This is a genomic window from Pantoea alhagi (genome assembly GCF_002101395.1).
Classification (GTDB): domain Bacteria; phylum Pseudomonadota; class Gammaproteobacteria; order Enterobacterales; family Enterobacteriaceae; genus Mixta; species Mixta alhagi.
Map to the genome: position 1 here is coordinate 1,502,363 of NZ_CP019706.1, position 20,191 is coordinate 1,522,553.

21 protein-coding genes and 1 pseudogene are annotated in these 20,191 nt (G+C 54.6%); 3 read left to right on the plus strand and 19 right to left on the minus strand.

What is annotated here, in order from left to right; all coding sequences use genetic code 11:
* The first annotated feature begins 27 nt into the window (after window positions 1-27).
* From B1H58_RS06985 to xylR, 3 genes are all read left to right on the plus strand, one after another.
* Window positions 28-1,560 carry a xylose ABC transporter ATP-binding protein gene (locus B1H58_RS06985; RefSeq protein WP_085068954.1) on the plus strand — a complete coding sequence of 511 codons (1,533 nt, stop codon included), beginning with the start codon at window positions 28-30 and terminating at the stop codon, window positions 1,558-1,560.
* Window positions 1,553-2,728 carry a xylose ABC transporter permease XylH gene (gene xylH / locus B1H58_RS06990; protein ID WP_085068955.1) on the plus strand — a complete coding sequence of 392 codons (1,176 nt, stop codon included), beginning with the start codon at window positions 1,553-1,555 and terminating at the stop codon, window positions 2,726-2,728. The genes B1H58_RS06985 and xylH overlap by 8 nt, the downstream gene beginning before the upstream one ends.
* Before the next feature lie 91 nt (window positions 2,729-2,819).
* Window positions 2,820-3,998 (plus strand): D-xylose utilization transcriptional activator XylR, encoded by a 1,179-nt coding sequence (gene xylR / locus B1H58_RS06995; RefSeq protein WP_085068956.1) that lies wholly within the window; start codon window positions 2,820-2,822, stop codon window positions 3,996-3,998.
* 15 nt (window positions 3,999-4,013) lie between these two features.
* On the opposite strand, the gene acpT is transcribed toward xylR, so the two are convergent.
* From acpT to B1H58_RS07090, 19 genes and pseudogenes are all read right to left on the minus strand, one after another.
* The gene (acpT, locus tag B1H58_RS07000) at window positions 4,014-4,595 is read right to left on the minus strand and encodes a 4'-phosphopantetheinyl transferase AcpT (RefSeq protein ID WP_085068957.1); all 582 of its coding nucleotides are present in this window, start codon (window positions 4,593-4,595) and stop codon (window positions 4,014-4,016) included.
* A gap of 2 nt (window positions 4,596-4,597) precedes the next feature.
* Window positions 4,598-5,827, minus strand: coding sequence for a beta-ketoacyl-ACP synthase (locus B1H58_RS07005; RefSeq protein WP_085068958.1), 1,230 nt, complete (start codon window positions 5,825-5,827; stop codon window positions 4,598-4,600).
* The gene (locus tag B1H58_RS07010; RefSeq protein ID WP_085068960.1) at window positions 5,824-6,555 is read right to left on the minus strand and encodes a 3-ketoacyl-ACP reductase FabG2; all 732 of its coding nucleotides are present in this window, start codon (window positions 6,553-6,555) and stop codon (window positions 5,824-5,826) included. The genes B1H58_RS07005 and B1H58_RS07010 overlap by 4 nt, the downstream gene beginning before the upstream one ends.
* The gene (locus tag B1H58_RS07015; RefSeq protein WP_085068962.1) at window positions 6,552-7,028 is read right to left on the minus strand and encodes a hotdog family protein; all 477 of its coding nucleotides are present in this window, start codon (window positions 7,026-7,028) and stop codon (window positions 6,552-6,554) included. Before B1H58_RS07015 ends, B1H58_RS07010 begins: the two co-directional genes overlap by 4 nt.
* Window positions 7,025-8,194, minus strand: coding sequence for a beta-ketoacyl-[acyl-carrier-protein] synthase family protein (locus B1H58_RS07020; RefSeq protein WP_085068964.1), 1,170 nt, complete (start codon window positions 8,192-8,194; stop codon window positions 7,025-7,027). Before B1H58_RS07020 ends, B1H58_RS07015 begins: the two co-directional genes overlap by 4 nt.
* Window position 8,195: 1 nt before the next feature.
* Window positions 8,196-8,783, minus strand: a complete 588-nt coding sequence (locus B1H58_RS07025) for a DUF3261 domain-containing protein (RefSeq protein WP_085068966.1) — start codon at window positions 8,781-8,783, stop codon at window positions 8,196-8,198.
* Window positions 8,780-11,104, minus strand: a complete 2,325-nt coding sequence (locus B1H58_RS07030; RefSeq protein WP_085068968.1) for an MMPL family transporter — start codon at window positions 11,102-11,104, stop codon at window positions 8,780-8,782. The genes B1H58_RS07025 and B1H58_RS07030 overlap by 4 nt, the downstream gene beginning before the upstream one ends.
* Window positions 11,073-11,678: an outer membrane lipoprotein carrier protein LolA gene (locus B1H58_RS07035; RefSeq protein WP_085068970.1), complete on the minus strand. Its 606-nt coding sequence runs from the start codon at window positions 11,676-11,678 to the stop codon at window positions 11,073-11,075. The genes B1H58_RS07030 and B1H58_RS07035 overlap by 32 nt, the downstream gene beginning before the upstream one ends.
* Window positions 11,675-12,097, minus strand: coding sequence for an acyl-CoA thioesterase (locus tag B1H58_RS07040; RefSeq protein WP_085068972.1), 423 nt, complete (start codon window positions 12,095-12,097; stop codon window positions 11,675-11,677). Before B1H58_RS07040 ends, B1H58_RS07035 begins: the two co-directional genes overlap by 4 nt.
* Window positions 12,098-12,099: 2 nt before the next feature.
* Window positions 12,100-13,791: a glycosyltransferase family 2 protein gene (locus tag B1H58_RS07045; RefSeq protein ID WP_085068974.1), complete on the minus strand. Its 1,692-nt coding sequence runs from the start codon at window positions 13,789-13,791 to the stop codon at window positions 12,100-12,102.
* A complete protein-coding gene (locus tag B1H58_RS07050) occupies window positions 13,782-14,135 on the minus strand; it encodes an ApeI family dehydratase (RefSeq protein WP_085068976.1) in 354 nt (117 codons plus the stop codon). The genes B1H58_RS07045 and B1H58_RS07050 overlap by 10 nt, the downstream gene beginning before the upstream one ends.
* Entirely contained in the window at window positions 14,122-15,483 is a 1,362-nt protein-coding gene (locus tag B1H58_RS07055; protein WP_085068978.1) for an AMP-binding protein, read from the minus strand. Before B1H58_RS07055 ends, B1H58_RS07050 begins: the two co-directional genes overlap by 14 nt.
* Window positions 15,480-16,061, minus strand: coding sequence for a COG4648 family protein (locus B1H58_RS07060; RefSeq protein ID WP_085068980.1), 582 nt, complete (start codon window positions 16,059-16,061; stop codon window positions 15,480-15,482). The genes B1H58_RS07055 and B1H58_RS07060 overlap by 4 nt, the downstream gene beginning before the upstream one ends.
* Window positions 16,062-16,067: 6 nt before the next feature.
* The gene (locus tag B1H58_RS07065) at window positions 16,068-16,319 is read right to left on the minus strand and encodes an acyl carrier protein (protein ID WP_085068982.1); all 252 of its coding nucleotides are present in this window, start codon (window positions 16,317-16,319) and stop codon (window positions 16,068-16,070) included.
* Window positions 16,320-16,332: 13 nt separating this feature from the next.
* A complete protein-coding gene (locus tag B1H58_RS07070) occupies window positions 16,333-16,590 on the minus strand; it encodes a phosphopantetheine-binding protein (protein WP_085068984.1) in 258 nt (85 codons plus the stop codon).
* A pseudogene (locus B1H58_RS07075) lies at window positions 16,565-17,381 on the minus strand (lysophospholipid acyltransferase family protein). Before B1H58_RS07075 ends, B1H58_RS07070 begins: the two are co-directional and overlap by 26 nt.
* Entirely contained in the window at window positions 17,381-18,103 is a 723-nt protein-coding gene (locus B1H58_RS07080) for a beta-ketoacyl synthase chain length factor (protein WP_085068985.1), read from the minus strand. The pseudogene B1H58_RS07075 and the gene B1H58_RS07080 overlap by 1 nt, the downstream one beginning before the upstream one ends.
* A gap of 66 nt (window positions 18,104-18,169) precedes the next feature.
* Window positions 18,170-19,228 carry a methyltransferase gene (locus B1H58_RS07085; protein ID WP_085068987.1) on the minus strand — a complete coding sequence of 353 codons (1,059 nt, stop codon included), beginning with the start codon at window positions 19,226-19,228 and terminating at the stop codon, window positions 18,170-18,172.
* Between the two features lie 72 nt (window positions 19,229-19,300).
* The gene (locus B1H58_RS07090; RefSeq protein WP_085068989.1) at window positions 19,301-19,687 is read right to left on the minus strand and encodes a hypothetical protein; all 387 of its coding nucleotides are present in this window, start codon (window positions 19,685-19,687) and stop codon (window positions 19,301-19,303) included.
* Window positions 19,688-20,191: the final 504 nt, after the last annotated feature.

The window sequence follows — 20,191 nt, forward strand, 5'->3', positions numbered from 1 at the left end:
GCGGCTATTCCATTACTGGAGAACGTCATGACCACGCTACTGGAAATGAAAAACATTACCAAGCGCTTCGGTGCCGTAAAGGCCGTGGACGATATTTCTTTGCGCCTTGAGCCGGGCGAAGTGGTGTCGTTGTGTGGCGAAAACGGCTCCGGTAAATCGACGCTGATGAAGGTGCTGTGCGGCCTCTATCCGGCGGGCGACTACGAAGGGGAGATCCTGTTTTCTGGCGAACCGCTGCGCCCTGCCAATATTCGCGATACCGAGCGCAAGGGCATCGTGATTATTCATCAGGAGCTGGCGCTGGTCCGGCAGCTTACCGTGCTGGAAAACATCTTTCTCGGCAGTGAGATCGGCCGGGGCGGCGTGGTGGATGACGAAACCATGGCGCTACGCTGTCAGCGGCTGCTGAAGCAGGTAAAGCTGGATATCTCGCCGCATACGCGCGTCGGCGATTTAGGGATTGGTCAACAGCAGCTGGTGGAAATCGCCCGCGCGTTGAACAAACAGGTGCGCCTGCTGATTCTGGATGAGCCAACCTCTTCCCTTACTGAACAGGAGACCAGCGTACTGCTGGGGATCGTTAAGGATCTGCGCGATCACGGCATCGCCTGCGTTTATATCTCGCACAAGCTCAATGAGGTTAAGGCAATATCCGACACCATCTGCGTGATTCGCGACGGCAGGCATATCGCCACCTGTGCGGCAGAGGGCCTGAGCGAGGACGATATTATTACCATGATGGTCGGGCGCGAGCTGACGGCGCTCTATCCACGTGAGCCGCATGAACAAGGCGAGGCGATCCTGCGCGTGGAAAATCTTACCGCCTGGCATCCGGTGAACCGTCATCTGCGACGGGTAAATAATGTCTCCTTTACGCTGCGACGCGGGGAGATCCTCGGTATCGCCGGGCTGGTCGGAGCCGGACGCACCGAGACCGTTCAGTGCCTGACCGGTCTCTGGCCTGGGCGCTGGGAAGGTCAGATCACCATCAAACAACATCGGGTTAATCCGCGCGGTTGGGACTGCCAGCAGGCCATTCAGCACGGCATTGCCATGGTGCCGGAAGATCGTAAAAAAGATGGCATCGTGCCGCTGCTGGGCGTAGGGAAAAACATCACCCTGGCGGCGCTGGGGCAGTTCAGCAACGCATTCTCCGTTTTGGATGAGGCGCGCGAGCAGGTTGCTATTAATGCGTCTATTCGCCAACTGCGGGTGAAAACCTCTTCCGCAGAGCTGGCGGTAGGTCGCCTGAGCGGTGGCAATCAGCAGAAGGCGGTGATCGCGAAATGCCTGCTGCTTAATCCACAAATTTTGATCCTCGACGAACCCACGCGCGGCATCGATATCGGTGCCCGCGTCGAAATTTACAAGCTGATCCATCAGCTGGTGCAACAGGGCATCGCCATTATTGTGATCTCATCCGAGCTGCCAGAAGTGCTGGGATTAAGCGATCGCGTACTGGTAATGCACGAAGGACAAATCAAAGCTGACTTGCCGAACCATAACCTGACGCAGGAACAGGTGATGGAAGCGGCCCTGCGGAGTGAACATTATGCTTAAAACCAATACCGCTATGCTGCCCGCCAGCGGCGGCGGCGCGCCAGGCAAGCTGCGCCTGCTAAATCTGCAGGTGCTGGTAATGCTGGCCGCGATTATTGTGATTATGCTGTTTTTTACCTGGATGACCGACGGCGCTTATCTGAGCGCGCGCAACGTCTCTAACCTGCTGCGCCAGACGGCGATCACCGGCATCCTCGCGGTGGGAATGGTGTTTGTGATTATCTCTGCGGAAATCGACCTGTCGGTTGGCTCAATGATGGGGCTGCTGGGCGGCGCAGCGGCGATTTTTGATGTCTGGCTGGGCTGGCCGCTGCCGTTGACCATTGTGGTTACGCTGGCGCTCGGCCTGCTGCTGGGTGCCTGGAACGGCTGGTGGGTCGCCTATCGTAAAGTCCCCTCGTTTATCGTCACGCTGGCCGGGATGCTGGCCTTTCGCGGCGTGCTGGTCGGCATCACCAACGGCACTACCGTCGCGCCCACCAGCCCGGCGATGTCGCAAATCGGGCAAAGCTATCTGCCGGACGGCATTGGCTTCGGTTTCGGCGTTATCGGCCTTGGCCTTTTTATCGCCTGGCAGTGGCGGCTGCGGCTGCGGCGTCAGCAGATGGGGCTGGAGCAATCACCTGCCCGCAGCGCGGTGACGCGTCAGACGATTACCGCTCTGCTGGTGCTGGGCGCGATTTGGCTGCTGAATGACTATCGCGGCGTGCCTACGCCGGTGCTGCTTCTGGCATTGCTGATGCTGGCCGGGATGTTTATGGCGACCCGCACCGCTTTTGGTCGCCGTATTTATGCGATTGGCGGCAACCTTGATGCGGCCCGCCTTTCCGGCATCAACGTTGCGCGTAACAAAATGGCGGTTTTCGCGATTAACGGTCTGCTGGTAGCCGTGGCGGGATTGATCCTGAGTTCGCGCCTGGGCGCGGGTTCGCCTTCCGCCGGTAATATCGCAGAACTGGACGCTATCGCCGCCTGCGTTATCGGCGGCACCAGCCTGGCGGGCGGCATCGGCTCGGTAGCGGGCGCGGTGATGGGCGCGTTTATTATGGCCTCGCTGGACAACGGCATGAGCATGATGGATGTGCCGACGTTTTGGCAGTACATCGTTAAGGGTGCCATCCTGCTGTTAGCGGTATGGATGGACTCCGCGACCCGTCGGCGCGTGTAATCGTCGAAGCAGATCACAGGGCTCACCAATTTTTTTCTGCGGCTGGTTTCACTGTGGTAATCAGGATGCAGATTAAAAACCAGGAGTGATCATGTTTGAGAAACGTTTTCGCATCAGCCTGCTGTTTAATGCCAATAAAATCTATGACCGCCAGGTAGTGGAAGGTGTCGGTGAATATCTGCAAGCCTCGCAAACCGACTGGGATATTTTTATTGAGGAAGATTTTCGCTGCCGTATTGATAACATGCATGAGTGCCTCGGCGACGGCGTGATCGCGGACTATGACGATAAAGATATTGAGGCGCTGCTGCAGAATGTAGACGTGCCGATCGTGGGCGTGGGCGGCTCTTATCATCGGCCAGAAGATTACCCGCCCGTGCATTATATCGCGACCGATAACGCCGCGCTGGTAGAGAGCGCGTTTTTGCACCTGAAAGAAAAAGGCATTAACCGCTTTGCTTTTTATGGCCTGCCCGCCTCGTGTGGCAAACGCTGGGCGCAGGAGCGGGAATATGCCTTTCGGCGGCTGGTAGCGAAAGAGCGCTATCAGGGCGTGGTTTACCAGGGCATGGAGACCGCGCCGGCCTACTGGCAGCACGCGCAAAACCGGCTGGCCGACTGGCTGCAAACCCTGCCGCAGCAAACCGGTATTATCGCCGTTACCGATGCGCGTGCCCGCCATCTGTTGCAGGTATGCGAGCATCTGAAAATTCCGGTTCCGGAGAAACTGTGCGTGATCGGCATTGATAACGAAGAGCTGACGCGCTACCTGTCGCGCGTGGCGCTCTCCTCAGTGGCGCAGGGTACCCGACAGATGGGCTATCAGGCGGCCAAACTGTTGCATCGGCTGCTGGATCGGCAAACCTTACCGTTGCAACGCATTCTGGTGCCGCCGGTGAAGGTTATCGCCCGGCGCTCAACAGATTTTCGCTCGCTGCACGATCCGGCAGTGATTCAGGCGATGCACTATATCCGCTTTAACGCCTGTAAAGGGATCAAGGTTGAGCAGGTGCTGGATGCAGTAGGCATGTCGCGTTCCAACCTTGAAAAACGCTTTAAAGATGAAACCGGCGAGACCATTCACACCATCATCCACAGCGAGAAGCTGGAACGGGCACGGGCGCTGCTGGTCTCCTCTTCTGTGCCGATTAATGAGATTTCGCAGATGTGCGGTTACCCTTCACTGCAATATTTCTATTCGGTGTTTAAGAAAAGCTACGCCAGCACGCCAAAGGAATATCGGCAGCAAAATGCGGAGGTGATGAGCTAATGAAGGATATCAGCGCTACCGGATAATCTCGTCAACGCTCAAGACATGCGGAGCAGAGGTGCAGATCGCCAGAATAAGAGCATTGGCTATTATCATCTGGCTCACAAAATAGTGAGCGGGTGCCGTGCTGTCAATCTGCGCTATTTGCCATACGGTGCCCCCGGACTGCTTCAAAATAGCTTCTTTGCATGTCCAGATGCGCCAAAATGCAGTAAGTTGAGCAGATTCCGGTTCCGCCGCTATCAACTGGCGCTCGCCTGAGCTAAATACGGCCTCAGCGATACCACGCCAGTTTTCACGAGGACGAATAACTTCAATATCGCAGCCAACTTCACCTTCATCACTAATGATCAACGCAATATCATCGCCGCTATGGCTGATATTAAACCACAGAGGCATATTGGCATGAAAAGCAGGTTTGCCGTTGTCGCCGTAGATGATTTCAGGCAACGGCAGCGGGAAAAGCATGCGGCTAAGCAGTACGCGTCCGGCCAGCCAGGCCGCACGCGGCGGACCTGAGGGAGCTAACTGCCACAGGGCTGGTGGAAGCGGCTGCTGTTGCAAATCAGAAATCTTTCCCAGCGCAACCCGATGCATGTTTAAGCCCAGCGTTTGATAACAAGCGAAGTATTGATGCCGCCGAAAGCGAAGTTATTGCTTTGCAGGTATTCGCAATCAATCGAACGGGCTTCGCCCATAATGTAATCCAGGTTGCCGCATTGCTCGTCCGGCTGCGTCAAATTTATCGTTGGCGCAAACCAGCCCTCACGCATCATTTGCAGGCTCATCCATGCTTCCAGTGCGCCGCACGCGCCCAGCGTATGGCCGAAATAGCTTTTCAGTGAAGATACTGGCGTCCCGTTGCCGTAAATCATCGCTGTCGCCTGACTTTCGGCAACATCTCCTCGCTCCGTGGCCGTGCCATGAGCAGAAATATAACCAATCTCCTGTGGCGTTAATCCCGCCATACTCAACGATTGCTCCATGCATATCTGCATGGTTTCCCGCTGCGGCTGGGTAATATGCGCAGCATCGCAGTTGGTTGCGAACGCGACGATTTCACCATAAATCGTCGCGCCGCGTGCTTTGGCATGTTCAAGCTCTTCAAGGATTAACGTTCCGGCGCCTTCGCCGATAACCAGCCCATCGCGTTGCTGATCGAACGGCGACGGCGTGATTTCAGGCGTATCGTTGCGCTGGCTGGTAGCAAATAACGTATCGAATACCGCCGCCTCGGAGGGGCAAAGCTCTTCTGCGCCGCCCGCCACCATCACCGTTTGATAACCGTGGCGAATGGCTTCCCACGCGTAGCCGATCGCCTGGCTGCCGGAGGTGCAGGCGCTGGAAGTGGGGATCACCCGGCCACGCAGGCCAAAAAAGAGTCCGGTATTGACCGCCGTGGTGTGCGGCATCATCTGTACATAGGTGGTGCCGCTGATATTATTGGTGTGCTTCTCGGTAAGCATGGTGGCGAATTCGCTTACCGGGCCGGTACTGCCGGTGGATGAACCGTAAGCGATCCCCGTCTGGCCACTCACCAGTACCGGATCGTCGATTAGCCCGGCCTGTTCCAGCGCCAGTTCGGTAGCACGGGTGGAAAGCAACGAAACCCGGCCCATCGCCCGGATACGCTTGCGCGTATAGTGATCGGGCAAGCTGAAATCATCAATCGGCGCACCCAGCAGCGTATGCAGACCGTCATAAATCTGCCACTCCGGCATTTTACGTACCGCATTTTTATAAGCCAGCAGACGGCGGGAGACTTCCTGCCAGGTTTCACCAAAGGCGGTAACACCACCCATACCGGTAATGACTACGCGGCGAATCATAGCATCCCTCCGTTAACGGAAATAACCTGGCGGGTAATATATCCTGCAATATCAGACATTAAATAACTGGCCAGTCCGGCAACCTCATCCGCCTGCCCCATGCGTTTCATTGGAATAAGCGCCATCGCCTCTTTCAATGCGGTCTCTTCCATTTCGATCATACCGGTATCAATCAGCCCCGGAGCGATACAGTTAACGGTAATTTTGCGCTTTGCCAGTTCAATCGCCAGCGCTTTCGTTGCGCCGATAATACCTGCCTTTGCTGCGCTGTAGTTTACCTGCCCGCGGTTGCCCATTACGCCTGAAACCGAAGAAAGCGTAATAATGCGTCCCCCTTTCCGCGCACTAACCATTGGCATAGTGCAGGGATGAATGACGTTATAAAAGCTATCAAGGTTGGTGTGAATGACATCGTCCCAGTCGTTTTCACTGAGTGCCGGAAATGCGCCGTCCCGCGCGATACCGGCATTGTTTATCACGCCATACCAGGCACCATGCGTAGCGATCTCCTGCTCAAGCACCTCACGGCACTGTTGGCGGTTGCCGACGTCAAAACAGAGCAAACGCCCCTGACCACCGGCCTGCTCGATCGCCTTCAGCGTCTCCCTGGCCCCCGCTTCATCGCGATGATAATGCACACCAACAATGAAACCATCTGCGGCAAGCTGGCAAGCGATGGCACGACCGATGCCTTTACTGGCACCGGTGACCAGTACTGAACGACTCATTTTCTATTCCCCTGATTAAAAAGCGAACTCAACTCTTCTGCCGTGGGCTGAAAAGTATTTACGCGACCCGTCGCCACTGTCTCTTTATCAATGCGAATCGTGCAGTCGAAACTACCGAAACGTTCATCCTGCATAAGCAAGCTGACGTCAATATCCAGCGTGGCGCCGCCGGGAAAATGTCCCGCGGCGCAAATCAGCTCACGGGCGCCCAGCACCATGCCCAGCGCGATGCTTTGCTGACCGTTTCGCTGCCGCTGCCAGCCGGACCAGACGCCCACGGTTTGTGCCATCAACTCCAGCGCATACCAGCCGGGTAGATTGCTCTGGGCATCCAGGAAAGGCTGCAGCACGCCGTCGCTGCTCACCACTGCCCGACAGTGGGCAGTATTGTCCGTCACGCCAACAACCTCTTCCAACAACAGCATCGGCGCATCGTGCGGCAGATACGCTACCGGCGGCAGATAGTGATTCATACACATCTCCCCAGCAAAATGCTGGCATTATTACCGCCAAAGGCAAAAGAATTTGACAGGATAACCGGACGCTCCAACGGCTGCGGCTGCCGCAGAATAGCGCAGGCGGGCAGGGTCGGATCGATGGGCGACACGCTAAAATCCTGCGGCGGCAACGGCAGGTTTTGTTGCAAAATCAGTGCGCTGATAGCCGCCTCAGTAATGCCCGCCGCGCCTAATGTATGGCCGGTCAGATGTTTTGTGGAGCTGCAAGGCACCCTTTCACCGAACAGATCATGCACAACTTTCGATTCAATCTGATCGTTAAGCGCGGTAGCCGTACCGTGCAGATTGATGTACCCCACTTCATCAGGCTGCAGGTTGGCATCCGTCAGCGCCTGACGAATAGCGCGGATGGCGCCTGCGCCTTCCGGGTGCGGTGCGGAGATATGCCAGGCATCACTTGATTCACCGACGCCAAGCAGTGCAATCGGCTGCGGCTCACGCGTCAGCAGCATCAGAGCAGCGCCTTCGCCGATGGTAATGCCGCAACGGTCACGACCAAACGGCTGGCACAAATCAGGCGATAGTGATTCCAGGCTATGAAAGCCGCCGATCGGCATACGGCTCAGCGTATCCGCCCCGCCAACAAGAGCCACATCCGCCAGACCAGCCTCGATCAGACGCCGACCGCTGATGATGGCGCGGGCACTGGATGAACAGGCGGTAGAAAGTGTGAAAGCAGGGCCTTCCAACTCCAGCCAGTTTCTGAGAAAACGTGAGGGATCGCCCAATTCCTGCTGCGGATACTGCCAGTTCAGGCTTGCCTCGTTGTTGAGCGTCAGACGAACATGTTCGTCACCTTCATTCAATCCGGAGGTGCTGGTGCCCATGACCACGGCGACGCGATCGCGACCATACTGCGCAATAGCGTTATCCAACTGCGGCTGAATTTGCGCCAGCGCTGCCAGCAACAGCTGATTATTGCGGCTGCGGTGCGCAGAGAACGCCTCAGGGATAGCCGGTAATTCGCCGTCCACCCCGCCCAATACAGCCTCAGGATGATGACGTAACCAGCCAGCCCGAACACGCATGCCGGGGGCGACGCCACGTACCAGATTGGCGGCGATCTCGGCGCTATTATTCCCCAGCGCATTAAGCATGCCGAAGGCTGAAATATAAATCATATCAGTCACCCAGATATTGAATGGTGATGTGGTATTTAAAGACGTATTGCTCAATGCTGATGGGCACACGCTCGCCTTTCCGCTGCAGATAAATGATCGCTGTGATCAGCTTACCGTTGGTATTACGCAGTTCACGCCTGTCACCTTTGTCGCTCAGCGTCCAGCCCGTGGGCAATTGCTGACGCCAGACGGCGATCGGCCAATGGCTCAGCATAACGTCGGCCAATACCTGGCTGGCCGGAGGAAGCTGCGGCACGATAATCGACTGCTCGGTATGCAATCCTGTTTCGTCATAGGTCACTAAGAACAGGCGGATGCCGACGGATGATAAGCCTGCAAGCGTGATTTTTTTGTTATCAGCGTTCAGCATCACCAGTAACGATTGCGTCTGGCCATTAAATGTCCCGGTCAGCAACTGTTGAGAATTGACTGCAGGGGAGATGCCCGGCGCCGGCAAAGTAACGCGCGCGCCCGGCTCCAGCCAGGCCTGTGGTCTGCTACTGTTCTCTTGCTGTAAACCGTGGCTACAGCCGGTTAGCAGCAATACGGCGAGCAAACTAACGCCACGCCAAAAGTTACGTATCATCATTTTTTCTTTTCTCTTTTTTTATTGGGCATCGCCAGCGGGGCAAGCAGCCAGGCGGTAAAAATTCCGCTTACCAGAACGATGCCAAAGCTGCCGATCGCTTGCGTAGCGCTAAAAACCAGCATCCCGAGGGTCAGCAGGGTAGTCATCATCGCCAGCGTAATCGCCAACAGCGAGGTTAACGGCGTGCCGCGCGGGTTACTAAAAAACAGCGTGTAATTAATGCCGATGCCCAGCACCAGCACCAGAGCCAGTAATGAAAATAAGTTCACCGAATGCCCGCTAAATGAAAGCACCGCCAGCCCGCAGCCTAACGACAACAGGGAGGGGACCAGGCTTATCAACCCTTTGCGCCAGCCGAGACGTACTATGGCGCCACCGGCAAATACCATTAGCGCGGCGCCCAACAGACCGGTGAGTACCGTACGGTAAAGCGCAAATAATCTGTCAAACGTCTGTTTACGATCGACCCATGCCACTCCCGGCTGCTTATCCGCCAACTTGCCCAGCGCCACGCTATCTTTCACACCGTCGACCGGGATAAGCACGCCGCTTGCACCATTGGGCAACGTCAGCCATAAAAGGCGCCAGCCTTCGCTGGCCGGGCTACCAAGCCAGGCATCTACCGATACCGGCATGGCACTGAGGTCGGGATCAATAGCGCTAAGCCCGGCGCTTTGCAGCGCCCGCGTGATGGCCGGCGTAGCCTCTCGCAGTAGCTGTAAATCCTGATGCTGCCGTGCCAGTGAATTAAGCGGAATAGTACGGTAGCTTACTATCGCGCCTGCGCGCCGCGCCTGCTCCAACGTGGACGTAAAGGCTTCCATACGCGTCAGCGTTTGTTCCGGCGTGTCGCCGTAAACCACAAACCATTTTTGATCGACGTTTTGCCCCGTCAAACGTGTGATCGTTTTTTCCTGCGCCAGCAACGCCGGAGGTAGCGCCTGCAGCTGTGAAATATCGTCATCGATGCGCAGCGTAGCGATTCCGACCAGAGAGAATAGCGTCAGTACGGCAACCAGCCCCACGGAAAGCGCTTTTTTACGCCGCCACGCAGCCAGCCAGCGCAACATCCATGTCATCAAGGGTACCGGGCGCACCGGCAGGCCACGACACAGCCATGGATGCCAAAAAAGCACCGTCAGGCAGGAGGCACTCAACCCTGTCGCCGCGAATACAGCCATCTGACGAATGCCCGGGAAAGGAGCAATCATCATGATCACATAAGCCGCCACGGTAGTCAGCAGCGCCAGCAGCAACGCGTTGCGAACCTTCGCCAGGCTTTGCCATGGCGTAGCCTCTGCGCCATGTACCATACGTTCAGTAAGGAAATAAAGCGTATAGTCGGCGGAAATACCGATAATGCTCATGCTCATCACCAGCGTCATCAGATGGAGCTCGCCAAAAATAAGCAAAGTAACCACGGTTCCCGCCAGTGCCCCGACAGCAATGGAAAGCAGGCATAACAGCAGAGGACGCAGAGAGCGAAACGTCGCAACGATCAGCAGGATCACGCCGAGAATAGTCGCCACACCCAGCGTTGAGATATCCCGTTTCGCCTGCTGGCTGGCATAGTCGCTATAAAATACCGTGCCGCGTGATAACAGCTGCGCCCGTGGATATTGCGCTTTGAGCTGTTGTTCCATGGCGTCCAGCGTGGTGACCAGTTGCCGGGTTTGCTGCATGTCAAAAGCGTTATTCGCCAGCTCACCATGCAAAAAATACCAGTAGTTACCTTCCTCATCCTGAGTCACCAGCCAGCCATCCATCAACCGCAGCCGCTGACCGTTTTGTACCAGCGCCAGCTGCGAGCCACGCATTAACATAAGCGGATCGTTTTGCAGCTCTTTGCCGCTTACGCCGGCAAAAGCGGAATAAAGCTGCGACAGGATCCATTGTGCCTGCGCTTCGCCGCCATTTTGCAAACGCGCCCGCGTCACGTGATCAATCAATCCGTTACGATGTCGCCAGAAGAATGTGCCCCAGGCTTGCTGGCTGGCAGCATCCATTTGCCCTTTTACATCGGCAAGCATGCGCGAATCTTTAAGCTGCGCGTACCATGCCTGTGCTACTGCAGGATCGGCGGTTTTTCCAGGGCTGACCAGCCAGGCCAGCTGCCGATCCAGGCGCTGCATAAAACCGTCATTTAGCGCAGGGGGAAGAGTACCCAGCGCCTGCTTTGGCAGCATCGCCAGCACGCTGCTATTCATTCTGGATTGCGGTAACAACAGCAATAACAGACCCAGCAGCGCCAGACACAGGAAGCCCCACAGCAGCGCCGCGTGCCGCGCGTTAATAAGCGGCAAAGCGTTGGCGTTCGTCATCGGTTAACCGGGCGGGCGTCAGTTGGTGTTGAGAAAGGGAAATATCAGTACGATCACCTTGCTTATCATTCAGCTGAATCGTCTCAAGGTAGGTCTGGCCGGCAAGGTCTATGGTGGCGAATATTTTATCCAGCGGTGTGGTGACAGGCGTCAAACGCAGCGACCAACGACCTTCGCCTTTGTCCTGAAAATCGATGCGAAAATTTTGCTCCAGCACTTTACGGTCCGCCTGAAACAGCGCCCGCAGCAGATGGTTAAACTGGAACATCTGCGGATTGTTTTCCGCAGTGATCACCTGCGGCGACTGGCCGTTGACCATTTGCACCATTCGCGCGTCATCCAGCATCAGCAGCATCGGGAACGGACTTTTTTGATCCCAAAGCAACCCTGTATCGCGGGCGATCAGCATATCCCCCTGTGAACGCAGCGGTTGCGGTAGATCTTTAATGGCGCGCGTCTGGGTGAAATGGGCGCGAATAACCGGTTGTTCAGTAAAGCGCTGCTGCAGTTCATCCAGCGTAACTGCGCTGACCCATGGAGTGATCAGCAGGACAAGTAAAGGCCAATATTTCATTGGGCGACTCCCAGACGTTCAAACAGCACGCCCGGGCTGACGAAACACATCTCCCGGCTGCTCTCTTCTACGGCGACTTGAATGGTGTAGCCAGTCGTGGTGCGCTTGCCAGTAACGGCATCGAAAATCTGGTAGGCGATACGCAGACGGTTTTCATACTCCTCCAGCTGCGCGCGTACCCGAATACGCTGTTCAAAAGTCACGGCGTCGCGATATTTAACGCGCGTATCGACTATTGGCCAAATGTAACCTGAGGCTTTCATCTGGCGGTAGCCGTAGTTGAACTGGTTCAGTAGCTTTTCACGGGCGATTTCAAAATACCGAAAATAGTTGCCGTGCCATACGACGCCCATAACATCCACATCATGAAACGGTACGGTGATTTCTATCTCCGTGGTAAAACGAGGATCATCAAGCATTTTCATTCCTTATCGTTGGCGTCAGGTAAATGCCAGAAATCAAAAAAGTTAAACCAGTCCAGCGGGGCTTGCAGCGCGTAGTGCTCAAGGCGGGCTGCGTAGCGGTTGACTGCCTGCTCCAAAGCTGCGTGGCGATCCGTGCGGGGCAGCAGCAGTGGATCGGCGAACGGCTCGCAATGAATATGGAGTTTGCCTTGTTGTTTAAGAGCAAAAATCAGCAGTACCGGACAGCGCAGCAGAGCGGCAAGAATAAACGGCCCCTGCGGGAAAGGCGCAGGTTGACCCATAAATGGGCTCCAGACCACTCGCCAGTCGCTGCCTCGCTGGCGATGAACCGCAATGCGATCGCCGACGATCGCCACCCATTCGCCACGATCCAGTTTTTCTTTCAACATAATGGCCGTGTCCGGGCCGATATCGGTAACCGGTATCAGGTTCAGCCCGGCCTGCGGCACGTTCTCAGCCATAATCTGCCTAAAGCGTTGGGCATTTTCGCTAAATACCAACGCATTGATGGTTTTCCCGCCCTGCAGCTGCGCCATTGCGCGGCAAGCTTCAACATCGCCTAAGTGAGAGGCCAGCAGCAATTTACCCTGCGGTTGATCCGTGCTAAGCGCCGCTTCCGCCTCCGGAGCGAAAAACACATCGCGCCCGAGCTGAAGTTCGCCGCGCCAACTGGCCACTTTATCCAGCATGGCATCGCCGAAACGCAGAAAATGACGATAGCTGTTGAGATTCGCTGGCACTGGCAGATGACGTTCCTGCAGCCGGCTACGTACGCGTGCAAGCCATGACTGTGATGCACGTCGGGCAGAAGCAGCTGTTAACCAGTAAGCGGCAACGACCGGCCACAGCAGTAGAGAAAAGGCGTGACGCCCCAGCAATTGCCAAACCGTCAACATAACACGCATTCCCCATAATCCTTTCGCTTCGCGCTGCTTTGCCCAGTGCTGCGCGCGCCGCCGCATCAGCAGCGACGGCATGCGCGGTAGCATGCCGAAGAACAGCCGGGTATGCATAAGCGATATTCGAATGTTGTCCTTTAGCGCATCAAAATGCGACAGCCCATCCTGCGGATAGGTAACGCGGGTTGGTATAAAGTAGCTGGTATTGCCCTGCCAGTAGAGTCGTACCATCACTTCGGTATCGAAATCCATACGCTGGCCCAGCGCGATGCGTTGCGCCAGTTGCAATGTTGGCATGATCGGGTAGACGCGGAAGCCACACATACTGTCTTTTAACTGCAATGAGAGCGTTTCAATCCATACCCAAATATGCGTTATCCAACGTCCATACAGGCGCGAGCGCGGAATCGAGTCGTCATAAATAGGTTGACCGGAAATCAGCGCATCGGGATGTTGTGTCGAAAGTGCCAACAGAGCTGGAATATCTTCAATGGCATGCTGCCCGTCAGCATCTACCTGCACCGCATGGGTAAAACCCGCCTGATCCGCCGCCGCCAGGCCGCGGATCACCGCCGCGCCTTTGCCCGCGTTTTGTCCGAGGCGGATAAGCGTCAGCTGTGGGTAAAGGTCGGCAAGTGCCGCCAGCGTCTGCTGCGTCTCTTTATCGCTGCCGTCATCCACAATAATAATCGGCAGTTGGAACGGGGCGAGACGTGCAAGCACGCCTGCCATCATGGCGCCGTGGTTGTAGCAGGGAATGACGACACAGGGCGAAAAGTTTAACGGCATAAGCGAAGCTTTCCACTGCTGGCCGTATGGCGCGCCTCTCCCTCATGACGCTGATAGCTGAACGTCAGGATCTGGCGCTCCTCCTGCCAGCTCAACGTTAACGTAACGGTATTATTTGGCAGCAGCGGCGCCTGAAATTTAATATTCTGCATACTGTGAAAGCGAAAGCCAGGCGCAAGCAGCATCCCGGCATAGTGCATTACCCAGTCAAGCTGCGCCACGCCAGGCAGTAACGGCTGTATGGCGAAATGGCCCCGGAACCAGAACAGCGCCGGATCAAGATGCAGCACAATAGCGGCCTGACCGGGCAGCATCTGATGGCGTTCAATTTCACGGGCTTTCATTAAATGACTCCTGTAATTGCGCATAGACACGCTTATTCATGCTATTAACCGGAATTTCATCGACTATCCGCCAATAGCGCGGAACGGCGACGGGTTCCAGCCAGGGAAGCAGCGCGCGTCTCCATGAGAGTTCCAGCGCTTTGATGTTTGTCTGCTGCAGCGTCTGGCGCAGTGCCTCTTCCAGCACCAGCACCGCGCCAATTCCCTGACGACCGCCACGCGTGACCGGCAATGCCGCTGCATCACGGATACCGTCCAACGACATTAGGCGGCGTTCCACTTCACTTAGGGAAATGCGTTTCTCTTCGATTTTCACTACCCTTCCACGCCGCCCGGCCAGATGAAAACGTCCGCTATTTTCAATTTGTAAAATATCATCCAGCAGCAGTCCTTCTTCGCTGGCAATTAACGGCGAGAAGGCACGAAAAGCGTCGCCCTCAGCCGCAATGTGTACATCCGGAAAGGGGAGCCAGGGGATAATATCCTGCTGACGCTGGCGCCAGGCGAGAATGCCGGTTTCAGTGCTGCCATAAATTTCATCGGGCCAGATGCCAAACCAGCGCTGCGTGTCGATGACATGCTGCCACGACAGCATGCCGCCAGCAGAAAGGATCATGCTGACGGGCGGCGGCGTTAGGTTAGGATCCAGCCGCTTGAGAAAGGCGGGACTACTGACGAAGAGATATCGGTACTGATGATCCAGCGCGGCCAACTGCTCGGCATAATAGAGCATGGCGGCATGGAGCGGCATCCCAAGCGATACGGGTAAAAAGATGCGGAAAGTCAGCCCATACAGATGCTGAGGCACAATAGAAGCAACCACCCGGCATCCTGTCAGCCGGTCGGCAAAGCGGGCGGCCAGCAGGGCAGCTTCTTTATCAAGCGTAGCGACACTTTTCACTACCCGTTTGGGCTGACCTGTGGAGCCGGAAGTATAGAGTTCGATACAACGACTGGGCGCAATGTCGGGCAACGCCGCCGCTGTCGGCGCGCTCGTTTTTGCCGAAGAGACCACATGCAGTATGCCGCGCCATTCCAGCGGCTGGTCACTCAATACACCGTAAAACAACGAGCGCTGCTCTTCCAGTAGAGAAACGCGACAGTGGCCGGGGATCACCGGTGTTTTGCCCACGCTTAGCGTCGCCAGCAACGCCACAATAAACAGATAGCTGTTTTCGAAGCAGAGCGCCCAGCGTTCGCCTTCCTGACGCTGCAGGTCATTTACCAACAGGGCGACATCATAGCGCAACTGTCCCAGCGTCCAGGTATGATTGCCAAGCCAGGCGATGACAGTATTATCCGGACGAGATGCACTAAGCCAATGTGACAAAGGAAGGGTCTGATTCATGGAATTTTCCGCTTTATTACCTGACGACGCACCAGCCATTCAACGGCCATTAGCACTCCCATCAACCCATAAGCGATAATGCCGTTCCATGCCGTCCACAAACGCATGTTGCCCTGCAGGGCAGTAAAAAGGGCGATGCTGCCATTGATGATGAAAAAGAGGCTCCATACCTGGGTGACTCGCCGGGTATAGCGTACGCCTTCAGGGGGAAGCAGGGGATCGTGCAGGCGCGCCAGCCGCTCAACCAACGGCATAGCCGTCCACAATGATCCCCCAAACAGGGCAAGCATCAGCAGGTTGACAACTACCGGATAAAACAGCAGCAGCTGATGGGTTTTTAGCAGCGTACTGGCGATGCATAAAATAATGCCAACCAGTGCCACACTTTGCATGACAATGCGCATCGGCCCCGCCGTTCGCTTTGCTTGCCACAAGCGTAAAACCAGCAGCAGCGCTATCAACGGCAGCAGCCAGTGCAGGCTGTTATGCGTCAGGCCGAACCAGACCACAAATGGCCAGGCCAACAGTGTTATTCCCGTTGCTACCTGAATGCCCGGTAGTTTTTTGCAGCCACTCACGGTAAATCAGGCTTCTCGTAACAGATGCTCTACCGCGTCGACGACATCCTGGACGGTGCGCACCGCTTTAAACTCTTCCGGCTTGATCTTTTTGCCAGTCTTTTTCTGCAGTTGCACAATCATATCGACGGCATCAATGCTATCCAGTTCGAGATCCTCGTATAAACGGGCTTCAGGTTTGATATCGTCAGGATCGATTTCGAACAGTTTAGTCAGAAGCGCGGAGACTTCCTGATATATTGCTTGTTGTTCTGTCATAGCAGGCTCGTTATCAGACGCGTTGTGAATGGATGAAAGCGGCTAGCGTCGCGACAGAGAAGAAATGCTGACGCGTTTCTTCGCTCTCAGCAGAGAGTACGATGCCGTACTGGTTTTTCATTGCCAGTCCCAATTCCAGGGCATCGATAGAATCCAGCCCTAACCCATCACCGAACAGCGCTGCATCAGTATCGATATCATCGACCGTCAGCTCATCCAGATTTAATGTTTTGATAATGAGATGTTTAATTTCTAAATAAAGCGATTGCATTATTGCGTCCTGAAAGTATTCCCAACTGTTTGTAATTGCATTAAAAGATGCCGATTGAGCTGCCTTGCCACCAGCGCCGGTTCTTGTGAATTAGCCTGATAAAAATGTTCAATTTGCACCCGTTGGCCTGCGGTAACCTCGAACAGCGGTTTTGCCGGGGGCACGTTATACCATTTACTTTGTTTGTCGAGCAGATGTTCGCTGCAACAAATGGTCACAATGCGCAGATCGCTACAACAGCGTACCGCGATATTGGCCGCCCCTCGTTGTAGGGTCATCTCTTCTCCGGGTCGCGTACGCGTACCTTCAGGGAAGATTAATAGCGTATCGCCATGCGCCAGCCGCGCCTGGCTTTGAGCCAGTAAGCGATCGGCCTCACTGTTAACCAGATAATCCGCTGCGCGAATCACACCGCTAACAAAGGGATTTTTCAGCAGCGCGCCTTTTACCAGGCAATCGGTCTCCGGCATGACTGAAGCAAGCAGCACATAGTCAATCAGAGTTGGGTGGTTCGCCACCACCAGGCAACTGCGTTCGCTACGTAAAATGTCTGTGCCATGAATACGATAATCCAGTACCCCTACGCCTTTAGCCACTGCCAGGAAAAAACGGAAGCTGGCTGATATAGAGCGGCGAGCGAGGCGTCGGCGCTGGTTTTTATCGCGCACTATCAGCAACAGGAGATTAAACCAGACCAGAGACAGTAAAAGCCCGCCGAGACCGAATAGCGTGAAGCAGAAACCGGTCATCAACAGACGCCAAAGGCGGTTTAACCAGGCGATGGCGTGCATCATACGCGGCTCCAGCGCCACTGCGTTTTTTCACCTGGGATAGTGAATTCAGCAACATCGTCCAAGTAATGCTGCATAAATTGCAGGCTCTGCGGCAGTAGCGGCTCCATTCCGTCGCCTCCGCTCTCGGTTGTACAGTGCAGCGCGCTACCCGCTTCAAATACCAGCGCCACAGCCCATGCCCAGGTCGGCATTTGCGGTGGCAGCCTGGGGTGATAAAACGCAGGCAGCAAGCCGTCGAAATCCACCATCAATACACGTTGATACCCCGCCTGTAGCAGGCATATCACTTCGCACAAGCCCTGATGGAAAGTATCCATGCCTGCAGATAGTGAGGAAGAAACCACCGGTTGCTTTGCGGCGATGGTTAAATTGCCCACCGCAGAGTTATGTACCGACATGGCGAAATCAGTCGGCGAAACGTCTTCATTACGCGCCAGTGCCTGAAGAATGCGATAGTTGCGCTCCAGCTCGCCGTGACGACTGCTAAAAAGCACCGCGTCAATGCTATGGCGGCGCAGCATTGCCAGCCCGCACTCGACAGCTAATTTACTGCCAGAACAGAGACGCCGGGCGGTCATCATCGGAAGTTCCGTCAGTTTTGCCGGTGGTGCATCGGGGTCAATGGCATGCGGCTGACGCGCCCAACGTTGCCATTGCGTAGCGTCACTGAGTCCAGGCGCTCTGGCCTGCCAGTCGATAAGGTTTAAGCTAAATTTCATCAACGGCGTCCGCAATCAGTTAGCAGCTCTGCGGCGCATTAAACAACGCAGGAACCGACAGGAATATTAAAACTTTTCACATATCAATAAAGTATGGCCAACGCCGAGGTTATCGATGCGTTGCTCGACCCTAAAGCCAGCCATCTCAAGATAGCGATAAAACTTCTCTACGCTGTAAAAACGACTATTGCCGTTAGCCATACAGGTAAAATAGAGTGAAGTCGCATTCAGGCTGAACGATGCAGCTTCAAATTTCTGCGCGTCCCAGAAAAGTTCCATCACGCATAGTCGCGCGCCGGGCTTCATTTTATCTGCAATACGGCTGAGCATAGCGATAATCTGATCGGGAGAAAAACAGTCGAGAAACTGACTCATCCACCAAATATCGGCCTCTGCAGGAAGCGGCGCGTCACCAAGCATATCGACCGCGTGGAAGCCGATACGATGCGATAGCCCTGCATTTTCGATATTCTGGCGAGCAAGTTCAATTTGTTGTGGCAGATCAAGAAGCGTAACTGCAATATTTTGATCGTACTGGCAACATTTCAGCGCCCATTTTCCAGTATTGCCGCCAATATCATATAATTTTTTCGGCCTGTTGGCGAAAATATAAGGTAGCGCAGCGTTAAAGGCTACATCGGAATAGTAATGATCGAATGCAAACCAACTTTCGCGCGCGGGCGAAGGCAGCTGCGACAGCACCGGATAGATCGTCTCTGCATCGCTAAACACTTTCAGCCCAGATGGTTTGGATTCTTTTAACGCCTGCTCTAAAAAGAATAACCCCTGATAACAGACATCCTGCGTGAAATCCATATTTACGCGCGTCATGGTGTCATGCAGCAAGAAATGCCCCACTTTAGCCAGACGGTAATATTTATCCTGGCAGGTCACGATACGGCCACTTAATCCCATATCCAGCAAGACGCTAATAGCGTATTCGCTCAGATGACAGTTGGCGACAATCTCATCCAGCGTAGCGCCCTGCTTTCCTTTCATATCCAGCCAGGCCAGCACGCCCGCATTGCGTAGACATAACGCTGTTTGAAACAGCATCGGCGCAAAAGCAATTCGTTGCGCTTCAGTGATAGCATCCAGTGCGCTGAGCGTGTCCGTTTCGTACATGAAGAGCAATCCTGTCTTGGGAAAAATAGGGTTATCGGACCATTGCTGGCCCGACTTTAGAATAATTTTTTATTACAGGGTGCTGGTAGCGAGGTTGACCTGAATATCTTTATCTAAATTGCGTACCCAACGGTTATAGTTTTTGTGAATTTTACCGCCGGATGCCAATAAATTATTGCTGGTTTCATAATTAATGGCGTAGCCGGTAGCAGAATAATTAATCAGAACTTCAGCCATATGGTCACGTGATTGCTGGCGCGCTTTGATAACGTTCGGCCCCGCTTCGCTCATAATCCACTGACGCTGCGCGCCCGCTTTTAAAATTGCGTTTTTAACCTGCGCCTGGGTATACCCAGCGCTAATGGTGGTATGAACATTATCAACCGGCGCAGTACGCGCACAGCCTGCCAAAGCCCCCATAACCGCAAACACTGCAAACATCTTCGCTGCTTTTTTCATAAAAACTCCATTCAAAGTAATTTACTGATGAAATGAAATTTCGCTTTGGCTTAATTTCCCCGATAAAACGGGTGTGCAGTCAAAACGCTGCCAACGGTATGCAGATAATTTCGCGCATATCTTAATAAAACAATGTTTATGACGATAGCTGTTTAGCAAAAATTATGTTTCTTGTGTTTTAGGCATCCGGCAGGTCATTAATAAAAAATCCGTTTAATCTGTTAAAATGCTAAGTTCTCCATATCTCATTCCTGCGGATTAAAAAGATAATTCTTGTTATTTGAGTTAAGTTTCGAGGTTACTCTATTTGATGCAACAGCTTAACGAGAGAAAAAACGTCGATAATTTATTCAATCCCAGAGCAAGATGTATTGACCGCCATCATATTACAATTAATTTTTATTCAACGTAGCTGGCTACTTCATAGTGAGCATCCTACCGATGCCGCTAAACTCTCTGCAAAATCATCGCTCACACCGATAACCCCTCGTTGCTGCTCTGACA